This is a genomic window from Affinundibacterium baiyunense (assembly GCF_018139645.1).
Classification (GTDB): domain Bacteria; phylum Pseudomonadota; class Gammaproteobacteria; order Burkholderiales; family Burkholderiaceae_D; genus Undibacterium; species Undibacterium baiyunense.
Window position 1 is genome coordinate 251,527 of the sequence record NZ_JAGSPM010000006.1, and the last position, 22,092, is coordinate 273,618.

Annotated in this window: 18 protein-coding genes; all 18 read right to left on the reverse strand. The window is 44.7% G+C overall.

Annotated features, from left to right (window positions below; genetic code table 11):
• Window positions 1-33: 33 nt before the first annotated feature.
• On the reverse strand, window positions 34-636 hold the full coding sequence (locus KDM92_RS11750) for a TetR/AcrR family transcriptional regulator (protein ID WP_189346354.1): 603 nt from the start codon (window positions 634-636) through the stop codon (window positions 34-36).
• A gap of 339 nt (window positions 637-975) precedes the next feature.
• Entirely contained in the window at window positions 976-2,688 is a 1,713-nt protein-coding gene (locus KDM92_RS18745; RefSeq protein WP_212684627.1) for a methyl-accepting chemotaxis protein, read from the reverse strand.
• Window positions 2,689-2,966: 278 nt separating this feature from the next.
• Window positions 2,967-3,359 (reverse strand): RNA-binding S4 domain-containing protein, encoded by a 393-nt coding sequence (locus tag KDM92_RS11760; protein WP_212684629.1) that lies wholly within the window; start codon window positions 3,357-3,359, stop codon window positions 2,967-2,969.
• Window positions 3,360-3,398: 39 nt separating this feature from the next.
• Complete coding sequence (gene clsB, locus KDM92_RS11765; RefSeq protein WP_212684631.1) at window positions 3,399-4,559, reverse strand: cardiolipin synthase ClsB; 1,161 nt, start codon at window positions 4,557-4,559, stop codon at window positions 3,399-3,401.
• Complete coding sequence (locus tag KDM92_RS11770) at window positions 4,552-5,379, reverse strand: endonuclease/exonuclease/phosphatase family protein (RefSeq protein WP_212684632.1); 828 nt, start codon at window positions 5,377-5,379, stop codon at window positions 4,552-4,554. Before KDM92_RS11770 ends, clsB begins: the two co-directional genes overlap by 8 nt.
• An 82-nt stretch (window positions 5,380-5,461) precedes the next feature.
• Entirely contained in the window at window positions 5,462-5,911 is a 450-nt protein-coding gene (gene nudB / locus KDM92_RS11775; RefSeq protein ID WP_212684634.1) for a dihydroneopterin triphosphate diphosphatase, read from the reverse strand.
• 246 nt (window positions 5,912-6,157) lie between these two features.
• Complete coding sequence (gene aspS / locus KDM92_RS11780) at window positions 6,158-7,960, reverse strand: aspartate--tRNA ligase (protein WP_212684636.1); 1,803 nt, start codon at window positions 7,958-7,960, stop codon at window positions 6,158-6,160.
• 97 nt (window positions 7,961-8,057) lie between these two features.
• On the reverse strand, window positions 8,058-8,690 hold the full coding sequence (locus tag KDM92_RS11785; RefSeq protein ID WP_212684638.1) for a DUF502 domain-containing protein: 633 nt from the start codon (window positions 8,688-8,690) through the stop codon (window positions 8,058-8,060).
• A gap of 34 nt (window positions 8,691-8,724) precedes the next feature.
• The gene (locus KDM92_RS11790; protein WP_212684640.1) at window positions 8,725-9,081 is read right to left on the reverse strand and encodes an FmdB family zinc ribbon protein; all 357 of its coding nucleotides are present in this window, start codon (window positions 9,079-9,081) and stop codon (window positions 8,725-8,727) included.
• A gap of 113 nt (window positions 9,082-9,194) precedes the next feature.
• Window positions 9,195-10,628, reverse strand: coding sequence for a high affinity choline transporter 1 (locus KDM92_RS11795; RefSeq protein ID WP_212684642.1), 1,434 nt, complete (start codon window positions 10,626-10,628; stop codon window positions 9,195-9,197).
• A 192-nt stretch (window positions 10,629-10,820) separates the two neighbouring features.
• Window positions 10,821-11,219 carry a response regulator gene (locus KDM92_RS11800; RefSeq protein WP_212684645.1) on the reverse strand — a complete coding sequence of 133 codons (399 nt, stop codon included), beginning with the start codon at window positions 11,217-11,219 and terminating at the stop codon, window positions 10,821-10,823.
• Window positions 11,220-11,400: 181 nt separating this feature from the next.
• Window positions 11,401-16,260, reverse strand: coding sequence for a PAS domain S-box protein (locus KDM92_RS11805; protein WP_212684646.1), 4,860 nt, complete (start codon window positions 16,258-16,260; stop codon window positions 11,401-11,403).
• A 128-nt stretch (window positions 16,261-16,388) separates the two neighbouring features.
• On the reverse strand, window positions 16,389-17,540 hold the full coding sequence (locus KDM92_RS11810; RefSeq protein WP_212684648.1) for a methyl-accepting chemotaxis protein: 1,152 nt from the start codon (window positions 17,538-17,540) through the stop codon (window positions 16,389-16,391).
• 293 nt (window positions 17,541-17,833) lie between these two features.
• Window positions 17,834-18,496 carry a pyroglutamyl-peptidase I gene (gene pcp, locus KDM92_RS11815; RefSeq protein ID WP_212684650.1) on the reverse strand — a complete coding sequence of 221 codons (663 nt, stop codon included), beginning with the start codon at window positions 18,494-18,496 and terminating at the stop codon, window positions 17,834-17,836.
• A gap of 25 nt (window positions 18,497-18,521) precedes the next feature.
• On the reverse strand, window positions 18,522-19,523 hold the full coding sequence (locus tag KDM92_RS11820) for a DUF979 domain-containing protein (RefSeq protein WP_212684651.1): 1,002 nt from the start codon (window positions 19,521-19,523) through the stop codon (window positions 18,522-18,524).
• Window positions 19,520-20,236, reverse strand: coding sequence for a DUF969 domain-containing protein (locus KDM92_RS11825; RefSeq protein ID WP_212684653.1), 717 nt, complete (start codon window positions 20,234-20,236; stop codon window positions 19,520-19,522). Before KDM92_RS11825 ends, KDM92_RS11820 begins: the two co-directional genes overlap by 4 nt.
• A gap of 111 nt (window positions 20,237-20,347) precedes the next feature.
• Window positions 20,348-21,118, reverse strand: coding sequence for a 5-oxoprolinase subunit PxpA (pxpA, locus tag KDM92_RS11830; protein WP_212684655.1), 771 nt, complete (start codon window positions 21,116-21,118; stop codon window positions 20,348-20,350).
• Window positions 21,111-22,091: a 5-oxoprolinase subunit C family protein gene (locus KDM92_RS11835; protein WP_212684657.1), complete on the reverse strand. Its 981-nt coding sequence runs from the start codon at window positions 22,089-22,091 to the stop codon at window positions 21,111-21,113. The genes pxpA and KDM92_RS11835 overlap by 8 nt, the downstream gene beginning before the upstream one ends.
• Window position 22,092: the final 1 nt, after the last annotated feature.

Sequence of the window (22,092 nt, forward strand, 5' to 3'; positions counted from 1 at the left end):
ATCTGTTGCTATATTTTTTGTGCCTATATTTTTTTATGCTGCTGATTTATATGGCGCGTACGATTGGATCATTCTTTCAAAACCTGTTTCTGCGCGGTTGACGCTACCTGATTTCTTTAAGAAACGGGCATCGTGGTGCAATGCCAAAATCAGGCCATACATTTCATACACAATTTGCGCGGGGTCGATATCCGCTTGTAAATGCTTAAATTCTTGCGCTTGCATGGTTGCGCGTAATAGTGCGCCTTGCCAAGCGTTGACCATACCAACTAACTCATCGCGGATCGGTCCTTGGCGATCATCGTATTCGGTCGCCCCGCTAATATAAATACAGCCAGATGCAATTTCTTGGGTCACACGTTTGACCCACAAAGAAAACATCGAACGCAAGCGTGGCAAGCCGCGATCTTCTTTCATGCTGGGGTAAAACACTTCTTGTTCAAACAAATGGTGATACAGCTTGAGTACCGCAATTTGCAGATCTTCACGTGAGCCGAAATGAGCGAATACACCTGATTTACTCATATTCATTTGTTCAGCCAGCAAACCAATAGTTAAGCCTTCGAGCCCATGCCGACTTGCCGACTGCAATGCCGTTTCTAATATCGCTGCGCGGGTAAGTTCTCCCTTGCGCATAAACTTCGATGTGATATTCATAGAATCAAATGCGGTTCTGATTGTTACTTATGGTTGCTCGTGCTTGCTAAATCGGTGCTCAGAAAACTTCTTTAGCGGTGCTGAAATGGAAGCAACTTGACTACGCTACAGAAAATAATCGAACGACCGTACTATTCAACATGCGACTTTAAAAGTCAATCAGAAAAAAGTCATTAGAATGGAATACCTACAACAGTGTGCGAGATCACAACGCATGTGTTTTTTGTTATTTATAAGGTAATGCCATCATCTCACCTCAGTGAAGACGATGGCGCTGATTTGGCTAGCACTTATGCGCTTTTGATCACAATTTAGCCGCTAGAATTCTTCCCAAGAATCGGCGTTGGCCTCTGCTTTGGCATTGGATGATTTGAGTTGCGCGATTGTGGGTGCTGCTTTTCTGACGGCAGGTGCAGCTTTTTTCGCCGGATTGGCGCGGGTACTATGGCGAGCGGAGGAGGCTGTATTTTGATAAGAATTTTGATTGTCTAGTTTAAATACACTGACCACTTGTACTAAATTAGCAGATTGTTCTTGCAAAGTGGCTGCTGCAGCAGCGGCTTCTTCTACCAAGGCAGAGTTTTGCTGCGTCACGCCATCCATTTGGATGATGGCTTGATTCACTTGTTCTATGCCGCTAGTTTGTTCCTGACCAGCAGCCGTGATTTCACTAATAATATCGCTGACGCGTTTCACACTTTCAACCACTTCTTGCATGGTGCTACCAGCGGTATCGACCAAGCGCGTTCCTTGGCTGACTTTCTCTACCGAATCATTGATCAACTCTTTGATTTCTTTGGCCGCACTGGCGGAGCGTTGTGCCAGACTGCGCACTTCGGATGCAACCACCGCAAAGCCTCTGCCTTGCTCGCCAGCACGGGCGGCTTCTACCGCTGCATTGAGGGCTAGAATATTGGTCTGGAATGCAATGCCATCGATGACACTAATAATATCGACAATTTTCTTGGATGACTCGTTAATCGATGTCATGGTTGACACGACTTCTGAAACGACAGTGCCACCTTTTTCAGCGATCGAAGTAGCGGTTTGAGACAGTACATTCGCTTGCTTTGCGTTTTCACTATTATGCTTGACGGTTGCGGTGATTTCTTCCATCGAGGATGCAGTTTCTTCCAAAGAGCTAGCTTGTTCTTCGGTTCTGCTGGATAGGTCTAAGTTGCCGCTGGCGATTTCTGTCGCCGCATGATTGATTTGTTCTGTGCCAGCGCGTACCTCAGTAACCACATTGAGTAGGCTGGTGTTCATATCTGCCAGTGCGCGTATCAGTTGGCCGGTCTCACAAGTGCTTTCAGCTTCAATTTTATTGGTTAAATCGCCAGCAGCGATTGATTGTGCTAATCCCACCGCATTTTGCAATGGTTTAGAAACGATTCTCGCCAACCAAATCGCCATGATAAACCCTATCGCGATACTGATCGCGATTGCGACGATGATCAACAAGCGTGCTTTTAGAAATAACTCATGGCTGTTTTCAGCAGCTTTTTGCCCCGCAAGTAATTGTGCATCAACGATTTTATCGAGCATGCCGCGCATTTTGCGATTGCTTGCAGATGACTCTGTGCGTAATAGTGCCACGGCGTCTTGGGTTTTTCCTTCGCGCGCCAAATTACTGATCTTTTCTGAGATTTGTGCATACGCATTGAAGGCGATCAATAATTCATCTAATGCTTTTTTGTCTTCGGGCGAGTCAGCATTTTTCAGAAATTCTTTATGATTTTTACGGAAGGCGTCAATAGCTTCATTGGTTCTATCCTGATAAGTTTTTGCTAGCTCAGGTGTTTCTGCGGTGGCTAGTTGCGCTTCTTGTGATCGCATCCGTGAGACGCTTTCTTTCATGCCCATGCCACTAATCGAACTAGGCATCAAATCGTTTCCCATTTCATCGGCGGCGCTATTGAACCGTGTAAGTTGAATGATAGAAAACACACCTAATAAGCAGGTCAATAAGAGTACCGCGACAAAACCAAAGATGAGCTTAGTGGCTATTTTTAGATCGTAAAACGCTTGCATTTGAATCTCCTTCGAGGATCACTACAATGTTTCAGAATAGAGCTAGATGGTTTGTGTTCAGTTAATCGAACGATATTAATGAAATTTAGGTAAGGAAAATAGAAACGCTTGACGAGGAATAATATACGCTGAAATTTGATTAAAATTTCAGATAAGTATTACAAATTAGAATCAAAGTTGTTTATCAACCACCTTGAGATGATTCGGTATGGATAATTATTTAGATCGAGAAGAATCTGGCTTTGTTTTGGTTTAGAAACTCACTGATCGTTATCGACCTAGTCGATTCCGATATTGTCTAATTGGCGGCGTTGACGTTTAGTAGGACGTTGTTGAAGTTGCGCCGCTGGTTCGGCATGTAGACGACGATATTCGGCTCTTTGCTGACGTTTTGTAATGCTGTCAGCAGTTTCTGCATACATGGTTTGTGCAATGCTGGCGGAGCCGCGCACTTCAAGAATTCTTAAGACCTCGACTTGCCATACTTGATCAGCGTGATGAATCTCTAGCATGTCACCAACTTTCACTGCGTGCGCTGGTTTAACTCTTTGCTCGTTTTGTAGGACGCGGCCTAGTTCAAGCGCGTTTGTCGCTAAACTGCGGGTTTTGAAAAAACGCGCGGCCCAAAGCCATTTGTCGATGCGAGTGGAAACTAAAGTTGACTGTGACATAGCTTATTCAGTGATAGGTAAAACAATCTGCAAACCTGATTAGCGATATTGGCCTAGTGTGGCAATACGCATGATTATCCGATAAAACCAATATGCTAAGCGGTGTTTTAATCGTTTTGGCCAAGATAAACGAATGACGCAATGTGGATCAATTTTGGTCGCATCAAGTAATCCTTGTTGTAAGTGGCGTTGAAGATCGCGCGCAAACACGGGATCGAGCACGACGATGTTGGCTTCGTGATTGACGAACAAACTTAAACCGTCAAAATTACTGGAGCCGACTGTGGCCCAGTTGTGATCGATAACGGCAACTTTCGCATGTAACTTGGTTTTGTGATATTCGTAAATCTTGACACCACTAGCAAGTAGTTTTGGATAATACGATTGCGCAACCGCATCTTGGAATTCAAAATCGCCGACGCCTAATAATAAGCTGACATCGACACCGCGTCGCGCTGCCTGAATTAAAGCATTACGAATTTTTCTGCCAGGCGCGAAGTAGGGATTGGCCAGAATCGCTGTTTCACGCGCAGAACCGAGGGCTTTCAAATAGGCTTTTTGGATAGTGCTGCGGTTTCGTAGATTGTCTCGAATCACGAGGGCGGCTTCGCTGAAGTGATGGGTCGCACTCATAGGAGGCTTACGTAAATTCACCGCCAGCTTTAGTCTTTGCAGCAATTGAAGTTTGCCCATTTTTAGCCATTGGGCAGTCACTTCTTTGTGCAGCGCTGGTACCAAGGTACCAGATAAACGCACTGCGAAATCCCAGCGCGGGTAGGGTAGAGGCGTGTTTTTACCATCGTCCGTGACACAATCATCAATAATATTGATGCCACCAACAAATCCTATCGATTGATCAATCACCGCGAGTTTTCTATGGGTGCGCGCCAAACCGCGTTTGAACCACGGATTAAATAGACGACATTCGACCCCAGCGTTCAAAAATACCGATTGTAGTTGTGTCGCTTGCTTGCCACCGCCTATCCAATCAATAATAACTTGCACACAAAGGCCACGTTTTGCAGCATCACACAAAGCCTGCGTAATTAATTGTGCGGTTTGATCATTGGCATAGATATAGGTTTCTAGCAGCACTTCATGTTGCGCTTGTTCGATAGCCGCAATCAGTGATGCGAAGAACTCTTTTCCCGTGTGTAGTAATTGGATTTGATTACCATCGCAAAAAACAAGTTTAGCCATGGTTGTTTGTTGATTGTTGGAGTTGCAGATCGACACAGATCGGTACATGGTCAGATAAATTCGACCACGGTTTGCCGCTTAAGACTTTCGCTTGTTCTACCTCAAAACCTCGTAAATAAACCCGATCTAGACTAAGCCAAGGTAAACCAGCCGGAAAAGTACGAGCGTGATTGGTGGTCGATTTAAAAAGACTTTTCACCGAATTCAGTGCACTACGTTTAATCGGTAGCTCGGCGTGGCTGTGATTAGCGATATCGAAGGCCTCGATCACGCCTAATTCTTTATACAAGGTTCGACTAAGTCCTTTGCTCCAGTCATTAAAATCACCAGCGATAATCAGTGGTTCGTTACTGCCAACTTCGGCTTGGATTTGTGCAATCAATGCTTGTACTTGACGTCGACGGCTGGCTGCGAATAAGCCCAAATGAATCACGAAACAATGTGCATGAAGTGTGCCTAGCTGTATCCGCACATGCAAAATGCCGCGCTGTTCATAAGCATGATCGGATACGTCAAAATTGGTCGATTGTAGAATCGGAAGTCGACTTAATAAGGCATTGCCGTGATGTCCGTGCTGATAGACCGCATTCATCCCATACACGCTGGTGTGCGTCTCGCCAGCTAAAAAAACATGCTGCCCTTGCTCTGGCCAATTCACATGCTTTTTGGCGTGGTAATCGTGTTGACCTTGTACTTCTTGAAGAAAAATTAAATCAGCATCAAGCAATTTGATCGCTTCTTTGAGATCATGAATGCGTGTCTTGCGACCAAAAGCACTGACACCTTTATGAATATTGTAGGTGGCAATACGCAGTTTCATACGCTTACTTTCAATTCTTTTGATCGCTTGTCGATGGTTTGCATGTGGCTCACTAGACCGATATTTATCGTGGCTGTTGATGCTATCGCTGGCGTTGCGGCAGTTGCAAGATGGCTTCCGCATTCGAGGCAGAAAAGCACCGATCAGCAGCTTCTTGCCAAGGCAACCATTGATATTGTAGATGCTCCCTTGGAGCTAGTGTAACCGAGGTGTCGCGTGAGACGCAAAGTCCAAAAACATATTCTTTGTTCTCCGTCACACCGGGCGCATAACGGTGGCGCCAAGTTGGATAAATCTCATACACATTCGAGAGTTGCCAGTCGCTCAAACGATGCTGGGTAGTATCGATCCCAGTTTCTTCCATGACTTCGCGTTGTGCGGTTAATGCAAGCGCCTCATCTATGTTGTCTTTAGAACCGGTAACTGATTGCCAAAATCCTGGTTTGTCTGCGCGTTCTAATAATAAGACGTCGAGTTCTGGGGTGTAAATTACGACTAAAACGGATTCGGGAATTTTGTAATTGCTGCTCATGGTTTTCGATGGAGTGTGCTCGATTTTGTGTGATGGCAGTATGCCACAAATTAGCAGTGCTGCTTGGTTCCGGCTGGATGCCGAATGTAATCGAATACGCTTCACTTTCTTTGATCACAACCTATCTACAAAACACTAATCGTCATCGACAAGAAACTGCAATAAAAATCGACAAAAAAAACGGCAGAACTAAGTCTGCCGTTTTCAATCTGCCCTACTAGTTAGTACTAGATGCGCTGAATTTGTTTAAACCACTTTAGGCTCGGCAGCACGCAAACGAATATGCAATTCTTTTAATTGCTTTTCATCGACTTCTGACGGTGCTTGCGTCAACAAACATTGTGCACGTTGGGTTTTCGGGAAGGCGATTACGTCACGGATCGATTCTGCGCCAGTCATCATAGTGACGATACGATCCAAGCCGAAGGCTAAACCACCGTGTGGAGGAGCGCCGTATTGCAAAGCGTCGAGCAAGAAGCCAAATTTCAATTGCGCCTCTTCGTCATTGATCTTCAATGCGCGGAATACTTTGCTTTGTACATCAGCGCGGTGGATACGTACTGAACCGCCACCGAGTTCCCAACCGTTCAAGACCATGTCGTAGGCCTTGGCGATACACTTGCCTGGATCAGTTTCCATCAAGTCTTCGTGACCATCTTTTGGTGCGGTGAATGGATGGTGCGTTGCGGTCCAACGATCATTTTCTTCGTCATGTTCAAACATCGGGAAATCAATGACCCACAATGGTTTCCATACATCTTCGAACAAACCGTTTGCTTTACCGAATTCGCTATGACCGATCTTGACACGCAATGCACCGATTGCGTCATTCACGATCTTCGCTTTGTCCGCGCCGAAGAAAATCAAATCGCCATCATTCGCACCAGTACGAGCGATGATTTCTGCTAATGCGGCATCATGTAAGTTTTTGACGATAGGTGCTTGCAAGCCATCACGGCCAGCAGCTTTGTCATTCACTTTGATGTATGCCAAACCTTTGGCGCCGTAGATGCGCACGAATTGATCGTAAGCGTCGATTTCAGAACGTGGCATGCTGCCGCCACCTGGTACCAACATACCGACTACGCGACCATTTACCATGTTGGCGGCATTTGAGAAGACTTTGAAATCCACGTCTTTCATCACATCCGTCAAATCAGTGAATTTTAATTTGACGCGCATGTCTGGTTTGTCGGAACCATATAAGCCCATAGCTTCTGCGAAGTCCATGACTGGGAATGGGTTCGGCAAATCAATATTCAAGGTATTTTTGAATACGCCACGGATCATGCCTTCAAACATATCGCGAATTTCTTGTTCGCTCATGAAAGAAGTTTCGCAATCGATCTGGGTGAATTCTGGTTGACGATCAGCACGCAAATCTTCATCGCGGAAGCACTTCGTGATTTGGTAGTAGCGGTCAAAGTTCGCCACCATCAATAATTGTTTAAACAATTGTGGGGATTGTGGCAAGGCAAAGAAGTTACCCGCATTCACGCGAGACGGCACCAAATAATCACGCGCGCCTTCTGGCGTGGATTTGGTCAGCATCGGTGTTTCGATATCGATGAAACCGTTGGCGTCCAAAAACTTACGGACTTCCATCGACACCTTATAACGCAAGCGCAAATTGTTTTGCATTTGCGGACGACGCAAATCTAATACGCGATGTGTCAGACGTGTGGTTTCAGACAGGTTCTCATCATCCAATTGGAATGGTGGCGTGACCGAAGCATTCAAGATTTCTAATTCATGGCACAAGACTTCCACTTTGCCTGATTTCAGATTGGCATTGATCGTACCGTCTGGACGATTACGTACGATACCGGTAATGCGTAAGCAGAATTCATTACGTACGGTTTCTGCATTTTTAAAGACTTCAGCGCGATCTGGATCGCACACCACTTGCACCAAACCTTCACGGTCGCGCAAATCAATAAAAATCACCCCACCGTGATCACGACGGCGATGCACCCAGCCGCACAGGCTGACGGTTTGGCCGAGTAATGCTTCAGTAGTAAGGCCGCAGTAGTTGGTACGCATGGACATAATTTCTTACCTGTCTTCTTAAAAGTTAAAAGCTTTGATGTGAATATTTAGTTGAATTGAATGGAGTTAAATTCCATTTTAGCAATTTTTAGGGCGATCAATTGGTTTTTGTCGCATTGTTTTGTTCTGCCACCTTTTCTGCAACTTCTGGTGCCACAACTCCCATAGAAACCACATATTTAAGCGCCGTATCGACACTCATATCGAGTTCAATCGCATCCTTTTTGGGGATAATTAAGAAATACCCTGATGTCGGGTTGGGGGTAGTCGGTACATAGACACTGATGAAGTCTTCACCTAGATGTTTGCTGACATCACCACTGGGTTTGCCAGTCAAGAAAGCGATAGTCCAAGCGCCTTGTCGCGGATATTCAATCAACAAAGCTTTGCTGAATGCGTTTCCAGACGAGGAAAATAAGGTGTCGGAGACTTGCTTTACACTGGAATAAATCGAATTGACGATAGGAATGCGATTTAACAAAGCTTCCCAAGCGCTGACGATGTAATTGCCAATGAAGTTTCGTGTTAGTAAACCTGTAATGAAAATGATCAAAACCGTTAACACAACACCAAAGCCAGGAATCTTGAGTCCGATTAAAGCTTCTGGGCGCCATTGTTCTGGCAGTAGCAATAGCGTCTGATCCATGCTACTGATAACCGCATGTAATACCCATGCCGTAATAGCAATCGGTACTAAAGTCAGCAAGCCAGTTATAAAGTATTTACGCATAGATCAGGATTTTGCTCGATAAATTGTGTTGCTGTTATGCCGCTTTGTCGCTACCGCTCGTTGTGCTGGTTGCTGTTGTACTACTACTTTCGCTACTACTGCTAGTGCTATTTGCCTCAGCCGAACTTGCGGGCTTGGCTTCGCTGGTTTTGTCTTCGGTTTTCGCAGTCGCACCAGTAGCGGCGCCAGTGCTGGCTTTATCTGAATTGCCACCACGGAAATCAGTGACGTACCAGCCAGAACCTTTTAATTGAAAACCAGCGGCAGTGACTTGTTTTTTAAAGCTAGGCTGATGACATTCAGGGCAAATCGTCAATGGATCTTCTGACATTTTTTGCAGCACATCTTTGGCAAAGCCACAGGCATCGCAGCGATAAGCATAGATAGGCATTTTTATCCTCAGGAAAACTCGTAAAACCCTGAATTATAACGGTTTATGCGCGGCTTTTACAAAAAGCGCGTAGATTGCCGATTCAACGCCGATTAATTCAGGGGCTTACTCATTTAGTGCGATGTCGGTGCTTGTTTAGCAACGATGAATTGCGGCAGCAAAGAACCTAGCAACATGCCGGTTAAGCTCATCAACACACCTGCGAGCTGAGGTGGCCAGAAGTCTTCAGGTGCATAGATTTCTAGAGAAATCCAGGTGACTAAGCCGAAAATGATGGAAAGTAGGGCACCCTGTTGTGTCGCTGGTTTCCAATACAAGCCAAAAGCTAGAGGAATAAATGCGGCCACTAAGGTGACTTTGTAGGCGTTTTCAACCATTTGGTAAATGCTTGAGCTGGTATTCATTGCGAACAAAGTAACGATACATGTAAAGATCAAAACCACAATTCGCATCATCAATAGGAATTGTTTGTCGGTTTGATTTGGAAATAGTGGTTTTAAAATATTTTCTGAAAACGTGACGGACGGCGCCAACAAAGTTGCGCTCGCACAGCTCTTAATCGCTGACAGCAATGCGCCGAAGAACATGACTTGGGCGAACAGCGGCATTTGCGTCATAATCAAAGTCGGCAAGATCATTTGAGAATCGGTGTCGATTAGTTTTGCAACCATCGCTGGATCAATTAAGGTTGCCGAGTAAGCTAAAAACATAGGAATAAACGCGAATAAGAAATACAAGCTGCCGCCTAGCACGGCGGAGTTAGCAGCTGCATTTTCGGATTTTGCCGACGCAACACGTTGAAATACGTCTTGCTGTGGAATGGAACCCAGCATCATCGTAATCCATGCTGCAAAGAACCAAAGCACTTCGCGCGTGGTTGGTGCCGGCCAAAATTCCATTTTTCCTGCATTGACGGCGTGCGTAATCACGGTTCCCGCACCACCAACCATGTTTGAAACTTCCCATCCCATGTACAACATACCAATCATGATGATGATCATTTGCAAGAAATCGGTAATAGCAACGGACCACATGCCACCCATTAAGGTGTAAATCAAGACACTGCCAGCACCAATAATCATGCCCGTATTCAAATCGATCGCACCGCCTGAGACCACGCTAAACACCAAGCCCAAGGCTTTGATTTGCGCTGCTACCCAACCCAGGTAGGACACCACAATACAGAGAGATACTAAAATTTCGACAGTGCGACCATATTTCGCTTTGTAGTAATCACCGATGGTCAGTAAATTCATCCGATACAGCGGACGCGCAAAAAACAGGCCGACAAAAATTAAGCAAAGCGAAGAGCCAAAAGGATCGGCCACCACGCCTTTTAAGCCTTCTTTTACGAAGGTCGAGGAAATTCCAAGAACAGTTTCTGAGCCAAACCAAGTCGCAAACACGGTTGCGGTGACGATATACATGGGCAAAGAACGACCAGCGACCGCAAAGTCTTTGGAATTATTGACGTAGCGGGCGGCATAGAGCCCGAGACCAACAGAAAGAACCCAGTAAATGACGACTAGCCAAAGCAGAGTATTCATGGAATAGATAAAAATAAGGGAAAGTTAAATAAATAATGCCCGCAAATAATTCGCGGGCATTATAAGGCAATGCGTAAGAATAACGATAAATAACAATATTTCTGTGCTTTTTGTGCTAATTTTGTGCCACTACAGGCGAATGTGATCAAAATGGCAGCAAAAACTTAGCGAGCGCAAAATAAATTTGTATCCTCACCCTAAGATGGTTTTAATCTTATCGACGAGTGCTGCTTTGCTGACAGGTTTTTCAATATTGCCTAAGAAATTTTGTCTGGAAAGTTGTGCAACCAGCGATGCTGAGTGCAAGACGCGTGAACCTTGACCTGACATCAGAATCACACCACCTTTAAATTCACGGTCACGCATTGCGCTCATGAATTCAAAACCATCGATATCGGGCATTTGAATATCACATAATAATAAGTCGGGTTTCACTGAAGCTGAGTCGAATGCTGCCAAACCTTGTTTTCCACCGTTGGCGGCAATAATTTTTTTGACCCCCAACTCTGCTAATAGATCAGATACAAAATCAACTTGAAATTCGTCATCGTCAACAATAAGTACGCTCAGGTTTTCATAGCTTTTCGTCATTTTGTATAACTTTCTTGATGGTTTTTTAAGAGGCCTTCGATATTTCTCAGAATTCGTTTTACTTTGTAAAAAAGTACGAACGATTTTCGATATTTAACTCGCTACTATACACCGAACTTTCTCAAAGGTTTTTTTACAAAGAGGGATAGTTTGATAGCGCATTTATCGGAAGGGGGTAGAGTTAATACAGAATTTCCTTTTTTGCTTGTTTTTCCCATTTAATCTTCCAATCGATAAATTGCTCTGGTGGCATTGGTTGCGCGATAAAGTAGCCTTGCACTTCGTCACAACCCGATTCAACGATCACATCCCAGTCTTGTTGCGTTTCTACGCCCTCTGCAACTAAATTCAAATGGAAAATTTTGCCCAATTGTATGCTCGAATTTAAGATCGCTTTAGACGCTTCATCTTCACTGGTGCCGTGGACGAAGGCGCGATCAATTTTGAGTTCTGTAAATGGTAATTGTTTCAGATTTTCCATAGTAGAGAAGCCAGTTCCAAAATCGTCGATGGAAAGGCCAAAGCCTTTTAAGCGTAGGCGCGTTAAGATTTCTAAGCTGACTGTTAAGTTAGCCATCAAGCGTGTTTCGGTAAGTTCCAAAATAAATTGGGATGGGCGAATGCCGACTTTTTTCAAGATCGATTCAAATTGCTCGGGCAAGTCGAGTTGATTTAAGTTATCCATCGACACATTGACGGCCAATTTCAATTGATGGCCTTGGTTGTACCATTTTCGTAAATGAATCGCGCTTTTCTCAAGAATGAGTTTACTCAAGTCATCGATCATGCCATTCGCTTCCATCACAGAAATAAATGCATTCGGTCCCAATAAACCTCGCGTCGGATGACGCCAACGCGCAAGGCATTCCGCACCAATCACGCGTCCGGTTTTGATGGATACCTTAGGTTGGAAAAACACTTCAAGACAGTCCTCGGAAAAACCAGCTTGTAACTCTTCGAGATCCAGTGGCGGTACCTTTGAGCGTTTTGCTTGCTCTGCAGGATTTGGCGCTCGTTTTGCTAATGACTCAAATAGTTCCTTCTCCACCAGTGGCTTGCGCAAGGTGCCAATCAAATTTAAACCATACGCTTTCACTAAATTCTCCGCTGCTTTCATGACGCTTTTATCGACAGCGCTGAGAATTATCACACTACCTTTATATGCATTTTCTGCAGCGATGCGTAAGAAGCTAATACCATCCATACCTGGCAGCGTTAAATCACAAATTAATACATCAGGCTCATAGGTTCGCAGTACTGCTAATGCTTGATTGCCCTCAGTACAATTTGAGACGCGTGCTACTCCTAGCTTGCGTAAGCTGGTGCAGGTTAATTCCAAGTCACCAATTTCATTCTCCAAGACTAAGACATGCAAATTGGGCTTGAGTTGACTCAAAGAAGATGAATCATCATCTTTGACGGCTTGCGCGGAACTTGCTTGGCTATTTTCGCTGACGGTCGTAAGCTTTGTCGTTGGCGATCGATACGCTTCTACTTCGGTTTTTATTTGCTCAAAAAGGCGTTTTAGTTCTTCTATGCGGGAAGTTGCATCTTCGATTTTGCCGTGGTTTTTCAATTCTTCTAGCTGATGACATACTTCTCCAAACTGCATCGCCCCAACAGTTCTGGCGCTTGATTTTAATTTGTGACCTAAAGCACTTAAACCTTGTAGATCACCAGCGTCTGCCATCTGCTGGATATCGATTAAGCCAGCCTGTGCTGAATCGACAAATTTCTGTGCAAATTTTCCGATCTTTTCTGGTGAGTCGCCTACCAGATTTGCCAATACTTTTAGATCAATCGCAATGCTGGGATTGTCAATATTCTGATCAGAATTTGTATTGAATTTGATGAGTTCAGCAATCGGATTTTGTGAAAGTTCGGTATGAGAGATTTGTTCTGCTATTCCACCCAGCCAGCGTAATACCGTTGCGTAAAGTAAATCTGGTGCAAAAGGTTTTGCGATAAAGTCATTCATCCCTGCTGCAAGGCAGTGAATACGATCTTGATTCATTGCGTTGGCAGTAATGGCGATAATCGGCAATTGCATATATTGGGGAATCATTCTAATGCGGCGACTCGCTTCCAAGCCGTCCATTACAGGCATTTGAATATCCATGAGTACACAATCGATTTGCTGATTATGTTCGGTCAGTTGCTCCAATGCCCTTTGCCCATCATCAGCGACAATCACATGGCAACCAGCTACCTTGAGCAGCTCACTGCCAACCTGTTGATTGAAATCGTTATCATCAACTAACAAGATTTGTATTTTTTTGTGCTCGGTAATAGACCTTAAGCGTTGCAAGGCATTTTGATTATTTGTTGCCTGCTTGAGTTTGATTGGTGGTCCTTTGATCTGTTCTAACATTGCGGTGAACCAAAATTTACTACCTTCACCTAATGTGCTTTCAACACCGACTTCACCGCCCATCAACAGCGCCAACTCCTTACTAATTGCCAAGCCTAAGCCCGAACCACCATACTTCCTGGTGGTTGAGCTATCAGCTTGTTCAAAGGAGCGGAACAGTTTGGTTTGCTGCTCTGCGCTCATGCCTATTCCAGTATCACTGACTTCAAAACGTATTAGCCAGCCACTCGGAGTATCGCGCATTTTTTTTGCACTGACGGTGATTTCACCATGCTCTGTAAATTTGATTGCGTTATTCGTGTAATTGATCAAAATTTGATTCAATCGATGCGGGTCGCCGTGCATTTCTCTTGGGACATTTGGATCGATCGCGATGCGCCAGCTCAATTGGCGTCCCGCTACTTTGGTATTCATCATCGCAGATAGTTTTGCCATCAAATCATCTAGGCTAAAGTCGACTCCTTCGATGCGCATTTTTCCAGCCTCGATTTTAGAAAAATCGAGGATGTCATCGACGATGTGCAGTAAATGTTGTCCAGATAAATGAATCTTTTGAAGATAGTCAATTTGCTTAGGATCGGTCGCGCTATTTAAAGCGAGATAAGTCATGCCGAGTAAGCCATTCATCGGTGTCCGTATTTCATGACTCATGTTGGCAATGAACGCACTCTTGGCACGGTTTGCCTCTTCGGCGAGTTCGCGCGCAATGGCTAATTCATGGGTACGGCTATCGACCAATTCTTCTAGGTGATGCCGATGTTGATCTAATTCTTCACTGAGTTTTTTCTTCTCATTGATATCTTCCTGGGTTGAGACAAAATGAGAAATGCTTCCGTCGGCTTGGCGTAATGGAGAAATTGTTGCGTACTCAATCGAAATAGAGCCATCTTTTCTACGGTTGATCAACTCGCCTTTCCAAGTTTTTCCCGCGCGAATAGTGCTCCAAAGTGCGGAAAATACTTCTCTAGGCGTTTGACCAGAATTTAGTATATTGGGATAACGTCCGATGGCTTCCTCACGACTAAATCCTGATTTCAAAACAAAGGTGTCATTGACGTATTCAATTTTTCCAATGACGTCAGTGATAATGATTGCTTCTGTACTTTGTTCAACTGCTTGTGATAATTGATTGAGTTGTGCTTCGGCCAATAAGCGCTGTGTAATATCTTGAATCTGTGTGACGAAATTGACAGGTTCATCGTTGGTATCTCTGACCAAAGAGACATTCACTTGCAGCCAAATAACATGGCCTTCTTTATGGAAGTAGCGTTTATGTACCTCGAAGCGTTCTAACTCGCGATCGATCAGTTGACGAACCAATTCTTTGTCGACATTGGTATCATCAGGATGTGTGAATTTGATTGTGGGTTGATGCAGTAGTTCAGATTCTTTATAGCCACACATGTCGCAAAGAATGCGATTCACACGAAGAAATTTTCCTTCGATATTAATTAGCGCCATTCCAATCGGTGAGCTACCAAAAGCCTGCTCCATTAGCGCGTGATTTAAACGCTGCTCTTCCTCGGCTTGTCTACGCTCAGTGATGTCTTGAACTGTACCTGTTAGTCGAACAATCTTTCCAGCCGCGTTTCTTTGTTTGCGTCCTGTCTTTGCCCAGATGGTGCGAATGCTGCCATCGGGTAGGAAAATACGATATTCAAACGGATCATGTTCTTCACGATTTTCGAACGCTTCTTTGCAGGTGGCAATGACTTTAGCTTGGTCATTTGGATGTACAGTTTGTGCGATCATCTTAAAGATGTCACCGTCAAATTCTGCAGTTTCCCTTTGCCAAATACGATTCATTTCATCTGACCAGCCGATTTTTTTTGACTCGGCATCCCATACCCAATGGCCTACATGGGTAGAACGTTCGGCTTCTAATAAATCATGTTCACTTTGTCTCAGAGCTTCGAGTGTTTTTTTGCGTTCTGTTATATCTCGGGTGATCCCGATGAAATGAGTAACTTGCCCAACGTCGTCAAATGCAGGCGTAATTGTTAGTTCATTCCAGAACGTACTTTGGTCTTTGCGATAGTTTAAGATTTCACCAAAGAATGGCAAGTTCGCTGCCAATGCGGATTCAATCGCAGCCACCATTATCGCATCGGTCAAAGGACCTTGTAGGATACGGCAAGTCTTTCCAAAAATATCTTGTATGCTGTAGCCAGTCTGTTTGGTGAAAGCATCATTGACAGAGACGATTTTTCTGTCCGGCGTAGAAACAATGACTCCTTGTGAAATCGCTTTTAAAGCGAGATCGCTGATCTGTAATTTTGTCTCTGCTTGATGTTTGTAGAGTGCCATCTGAATAATGGCACGGAGTTCTTGATCTGAGAAAGGTTTTGTGATGTAGGTGAAGCCTTGAAATCGACTTGCGGTAGAGATTGTTTCATCATTACTTTTACCAGTAAGGAATACCACTGGTAGTGCATATTGCGCACGTATCGTCTCTGCTGCGGTAATTCCATCGATGTCGCCAGAAAGCTCCGTATCCATCAAAATCAAATCTGGACGAAGTTCGCCAGCCAAGCGAATCGCATTGGCTCCAGAATTGGTTTGGCCGATGGTTTGGTAGCCAAATAATTCCAGTTTTAGTTGTACGAAGATTGAAACTAGCTCATCACTTTCTACTATCAGAATTCTCGGTTTATTCAAAGAAGACCACATGCAAAACTCCGTAGTAGCGTCGATCAAGAAAACAAGTTAATGGTGTGTAGATATCAATACCAATTACCTAGAATAATAAGGGTGCCTTTAACTTAATTTTTTACGATTCGTTTAATTGATGAGTCGGTTTAGAAGAAGGTAATCTCAGATTGCTTTCCCTCATTCGCTTGTGGTGACTTATTGTGGCGATGCAGTTCTTCTTCCATCGTATACGTATCTTTTAACCCCGCCAGCCACGTGTCTGGAGTGGGTACTGTAGATTGATGTAGATTGTCGGCAAGTTGAGATAGCTTATCCATGTCATCTTTGACGACTTGTAGAATTTGGCTAATTCGATCTTGGAACTGTAATGCCACCATCAGGTTTTCAATGTCTGTACGGATGATATTGCCATGATGTCGCATTTGCTCAGCGGTATCGCCTAGTGTTTGCACATGAGACAAAACGTCTCTGACCACATCGCCTGAAATTTCTAAGATACGTTTGTCTTGCACTGCCGAGCGGTCTGCCGTATTTAATGCGACTTTGGTTACGTTTGCAATATGGTTGACGCGCTCCGCCATGTGTTTGCCAGTTTCTGCCGAGCGCTGCGATAGTTTTCGTACTTCATCTGCCACAACTGCAAAGCCTCTGCCTTGCACGCCAACACGCGCTGCTTCAATCGCAGCGTTAATCGCCAGCAGATTGGTTTGTGCGGCGATCTGGCCTACGTCTTGAGCCATACTCGACATATCGCTGGTTGCTTTGGCGAGATCCCGAATACAAGTTAATAATTCGTCCTTACTCTCTATCATTTGAGATAAAGAGTTAATCAATGGTGCCAATTCCTTTTTGCAGAGTTGAAGTAGGGTGATTGTGACATCCGAGTTTTGCGCAGTGTGACGATCAACATTACTGACACCTTCAAAGCCCGCTTTATCGAGCTCACTTACCATCGAAGAAAAGCTATTAATTAAATCATGCACAGAAGATTCTGATTGTGAACGCACAGATTCCACGTGCGCCTCCCAAATCGGCAGAACATTCGTTAATAGTTCACGTAATTCATTGACTGTGTCGGCACTGCTGCCGAATTGTTCGTTTGTGAGTTCGTCTGCATTGAGTATCGCAAAACTGCGTAGTAGACTGAGGGCAAGCAAGCCAATCAATAATGCGGATAAAGCAAACAAAGAAAAGCTAAGTAGGCTAGGTTGACGCCACGCTAGCGTGAAGCTAGTTGCAATGCCCATGAATCCAGCCAGATAGGCAAAAGCGGGTTGACGAAAAAAATCGTTTTGCATAATCACTTATCCCAATTCAATCTTGCATTAACTTTTTATTTAACAACTTGCAGCCCTACACCTTAAATTTCTTAGGAGTTGGGTATTCAGCTTGATGCTAGTCCGTCTATTTTTTCTCGTTAGCTTTTTTCGATTGGATCATTTACCTGCGTTCTATGATCTTTTTCGAGATCAAGTCTTAGCTCCTCTACAAATGATTCTAAACAATATTTTGCGCTTATTGCATGAAAAAAACTGCGTGAAGGAAATTTTTTTATCTTCACATTTCACGCTCAATTTTGATAAGTTGGTAATTAACAAATAGTTCCTGTACTAAATTGCATCGAAGTATCTGCGAATGCATCTTCATCCAAGATCGTTTCTACTAGGAGAACGAGCGCTTTTTCTAGTGACTCGAGTGACATGCTGGCCGCGCCTGGATGGTGGCAGGCTTGCGCAGGGAGGTAGGGGATGTGGACGAATCCCGCATGCCGTAACTGCGGATGGGTGTTGGCATAATGCATCAAACCGTAAAACACGTGGTTGCAAACATAGGTGCCAGCGGTATGTGAGATGTTGGTAGGAATACCATGATCACGTAATTTACTAATAATTTTCTTCAGTGGTAAGCTTGAAAAATAGGCCGCAGGTCCATCGGTGACGATGGATTGATCGATCGGCTGAGCACCTGCATTATCAGGAATCCGCGCATCATCGAGATTGATCGCCACTCTTTCAATACTGAAATCCGCTCTGCCGCCAGCTTGCCCTATACATACAACGATTTCTGGTTGATGGTGATCGAGTAAATCAACTAGCTGATCAATCGCATTGCCGAATTCACAGGCCAGTTGTGCCACTTGTACTTGATAATCATTACCAAATGATCTGCCGGTAAATTGTTGAACAAGCTCCCAAGATGGATTGATCGTTTCTCGATCGAATGGTTCGAAGCCAGTGAGTAAGATGGTTGGCATAGTTCGCACTTTGCGTATTAAAAAATTAAACCAGAAAGTACATCAAAATCATATTGCAGATTAAGACCGCAATCGCGGTTGGAATTTGATATTTGATGACTTGATATTTATCTTTTAATTCCAATAGCGCAGCTGGGATGATATTGAAGTTGGCTGCCATCGGCGTCATCAAAGTACCGCAATAGCCAGATAGCATGCCAATCGCTACTAATGGTGCTGGACTAGCATGATGCTGCAAGATTAAAAACGGTAAGGCAATCCCTGCTGCCATCACAGGAAATGCGGCAAAGGCATTTCCCATCACCATCGTAAACAGCGCCATGCCGAGACAGTAAATCACGATCAAGGCGAGGCGACTGCTTGGATCAACAAACATCGTCACTAGGTTTTGGATCGATTGTCCTGTTTTGGCAGCAACAAACACGCCACCTAACATTGCCAACATCAAAGGTAAGATCAGGGCCCAACCCATCGAATCGACTAAACGTCTTGATTCTTGCACTGCGACCACTGGAGTTCCTCCGGTGATGAAGTAAGCATAGATCAGGCTGAAAACACAGGCGATGGTGAGACAAGCCAAGGTCAGATTTTTTTGATCGAGTATAAAGTACTCACCAATTTTGAGGTCTTTCCCTAAACTACTCAAAATCACAGTAATAATCGGGATCGCGATGGCAGGTAAGAATAGTTTATTTTGGAATCGGCCTGCGAATGCCGCCTTATCCCAATTTGCTTGCGCTGGATGTTGACCGCTACCTAGTAAATTACTGCCAGCAATCAATGCTAATAGCATCACGATGCCACCAAGTATCTTATAGCTCAGTGATTTGCCTAAAGTCGCGATCATCGCATCGCCAAATAAAAATCCTATGCCGAATAGAAACCAAAACAAGCCCGTGGTATAACGTTTTGGATTACTGTGATCGCGTATGCTCAACCAAGCGATTGCCATCACGACGATACCGATTAAGTAAAAAATGACTTGAATGCTGATGATGCTGAATGCACTTTGATTTGTTGCATTCATGCGCGTACTCCTGTGTGTTGTCGCTGCCAAGTTTGTACATCGCGTGCAATTTGTGCGTCTAACCATGACAGTCGAACTAAGTGAATTACCAACGCACAGACCGCGGTAGGGATGGCCCATAGACCAATCATTAAAGGTTCAACATCGGTGATGCCATTTTCTTTCAAGAAGCCGGTCATCAATAAAACCGCGCCGAATGCGATGAAAATATCTTCCCCAAAAAATAAGGCGACATTGTCGCAAGCGGCTGCATGGGCTGCTATTTTTTGACGTAAATTCTCCGGTAATTCACCATACTTCGATAGTGCCGCGCCTTCAGCCATAGGAAACAGCAGAGGGCGAACCGTTTGGGCTTGCCCGCCCAAACTAATTAGTCCGAGTGAGCAAGTAAACTGACGTAGTACGAAGTACAGCATCAAGATGCGTCCTGCGGTAGCACTTCGAATTCCGCTAACCCAGCTTTGCGCGCGCTCCTTTAATCCGTATCTCTCAAGGATCGCAATCACTGGAAGGATCAGTAAGATGCTTGCTAATTGACGGCTATTCATAAATTTCTCGCCAAAAGTTTCTAGCAATAATCCTAGATCCATACCAACCGCTAAACCGGTTGCCATGCCAGCAGCGATGACAACCAAAAGCGGATTAAATCGTAGTGCAAAGCCGGCGACAATAATTGGAATACCAATCAGCGGCAACCATAGATTGCTGTCCATTGTTTTTATCTCCCTTACGTATTTTTAGATTTATGGATAAATTGTGCGTCAAGTTGAATAGCGATGCCCCGATGTCCCGATGCTCTTATAGCAATCTTGTTGCGAGCATCGCTAATGACATACTGATTGGATTGTATAGCCGAGCTCGGTGCATTTGTCACGTATGCTTTTGAGTAAATGTAAGGCGTGTTCGCCATCACCATGTACGCAAATCGTCTGAGCTTCTATATGTATCTTCTGCCCATCTACAGAAACAACTTGTTGCTTTTCGATTAAATTCAGTACTTGTTGTATAGCATCATCGTCACTTTCAATACACGCATCGGCGAAACTACGCGCACGCAGAGTTGCGTCTTTGTTATAGCGACGATCGGCGAACGCCTCTGCTTTTGTTTTTATTCCAGCGTTTTGCGCTTGTGTCAGAAGTGCGCTTCCGGCTAAGCCAATTAAGGTCAGTGATGGGTCACAAGCGCGAATTACGCGGATGATGACTTCCCCTAACACGGCGTCATGCGCAGCTTGATTGTACAAAGCGCCATGTGGCTTGAGATGTTGCAGGGGGTAGCCTTCTTGCGCTGCAATGTTTGCTAACTGACTTACTTGCTCGCATAGCTGCTGGAATAGCAGATTAGGATGCGGGTTCTGTGCGCTTCTGCCAAAGTTGACTCTATCGACAAAACTGGGGTGTGCGCCTATCGCCACCTTGTGTACCTTCGCTAATCGTACTGCTTCACGCATACTTTGTTGATCGCCAGTATGGCCACCACAGGCAATATTGGCAGAGCTTACGATCTGGAGAATTTCTGCATCATAGGCACCACCCTCACCTAGATCAGCATTGAGATCGATGACTCTGGAATTTTTTTGTATCGCTTTAGACATTGGCTGCACCATGAATTCTTGCAAGTTCGCGTTGCCATTTTTGTTGTGCTTCCATCGCAAGCGCTTGGTCGACTTCGATAAAACAAAAGTGTTGGCCAATCGGGGTTTGCGCAATTTTCCATAAATCGGCTTCGATAACACAGGCTATCTTTGGATAGCCGCCAGTGGTTTGGCAATCGGCCAGTAAGACGATAGGCTGGCCGTTAGCGGGTACTTGAACCACTCCGGGTACAACACCATGCGACAGCAATTCTTTTTGTTCGATGCGGGTCAGTTGGTTGCTACTGCGCTTGTCATTGGATTCGCCGATCAGGCGATACCCCATACGATTGCTTTGGCTACTTACTTTCCAAGCTTGCTGCCAAAATTTCTTTTGTGAATCGCTATCAAATTGGGAATACTCTGGGCCGCGAATTGCGCGTATTTCGGGTGTCCATATTCTTTGCTGAACACCGACGGAGCGCCGAGCTTGCTGCGATTGTTGAGGCGTACCGATTTTGAGCAGATCGCCTTTTTTCAATGCCCTGCCGAAATGTCCGCCAATACCGGCTTGTAAGTCAGTGGCGCGAGAGCCGAGAACGATTTCGTTATGAATGCCGCCATCTACTGTCATGTAGGCTAAAGCCTCTTTGACGGCACCGCGTAATACTAAAATTTGACCAGCACGGGCAAAATGTCGCCACGCTTTGGCGATGGGTCGACCGTTGAGTTCTGCGCCAAAATTGGCACCGCATAAGGCAAACCAAGTGTCGCGATGAAACTGAATTTCAACCGGACCAATCATTATTTCAATGCCAGCACAGTGTTCAGGATTGCCGACCAGTTTATTGGCAAGAATCAGTGAATAGCGATCCAGTGCGCCCGCTTGTGCGATGCCAAGGTGACGATAGCCAGTTCGGCCAAGGTCTTGAATCGTGGTTTGGATACCCGATTTCAATATACCAATTTGCGATAGCGCAGCTTGATTGTTCATG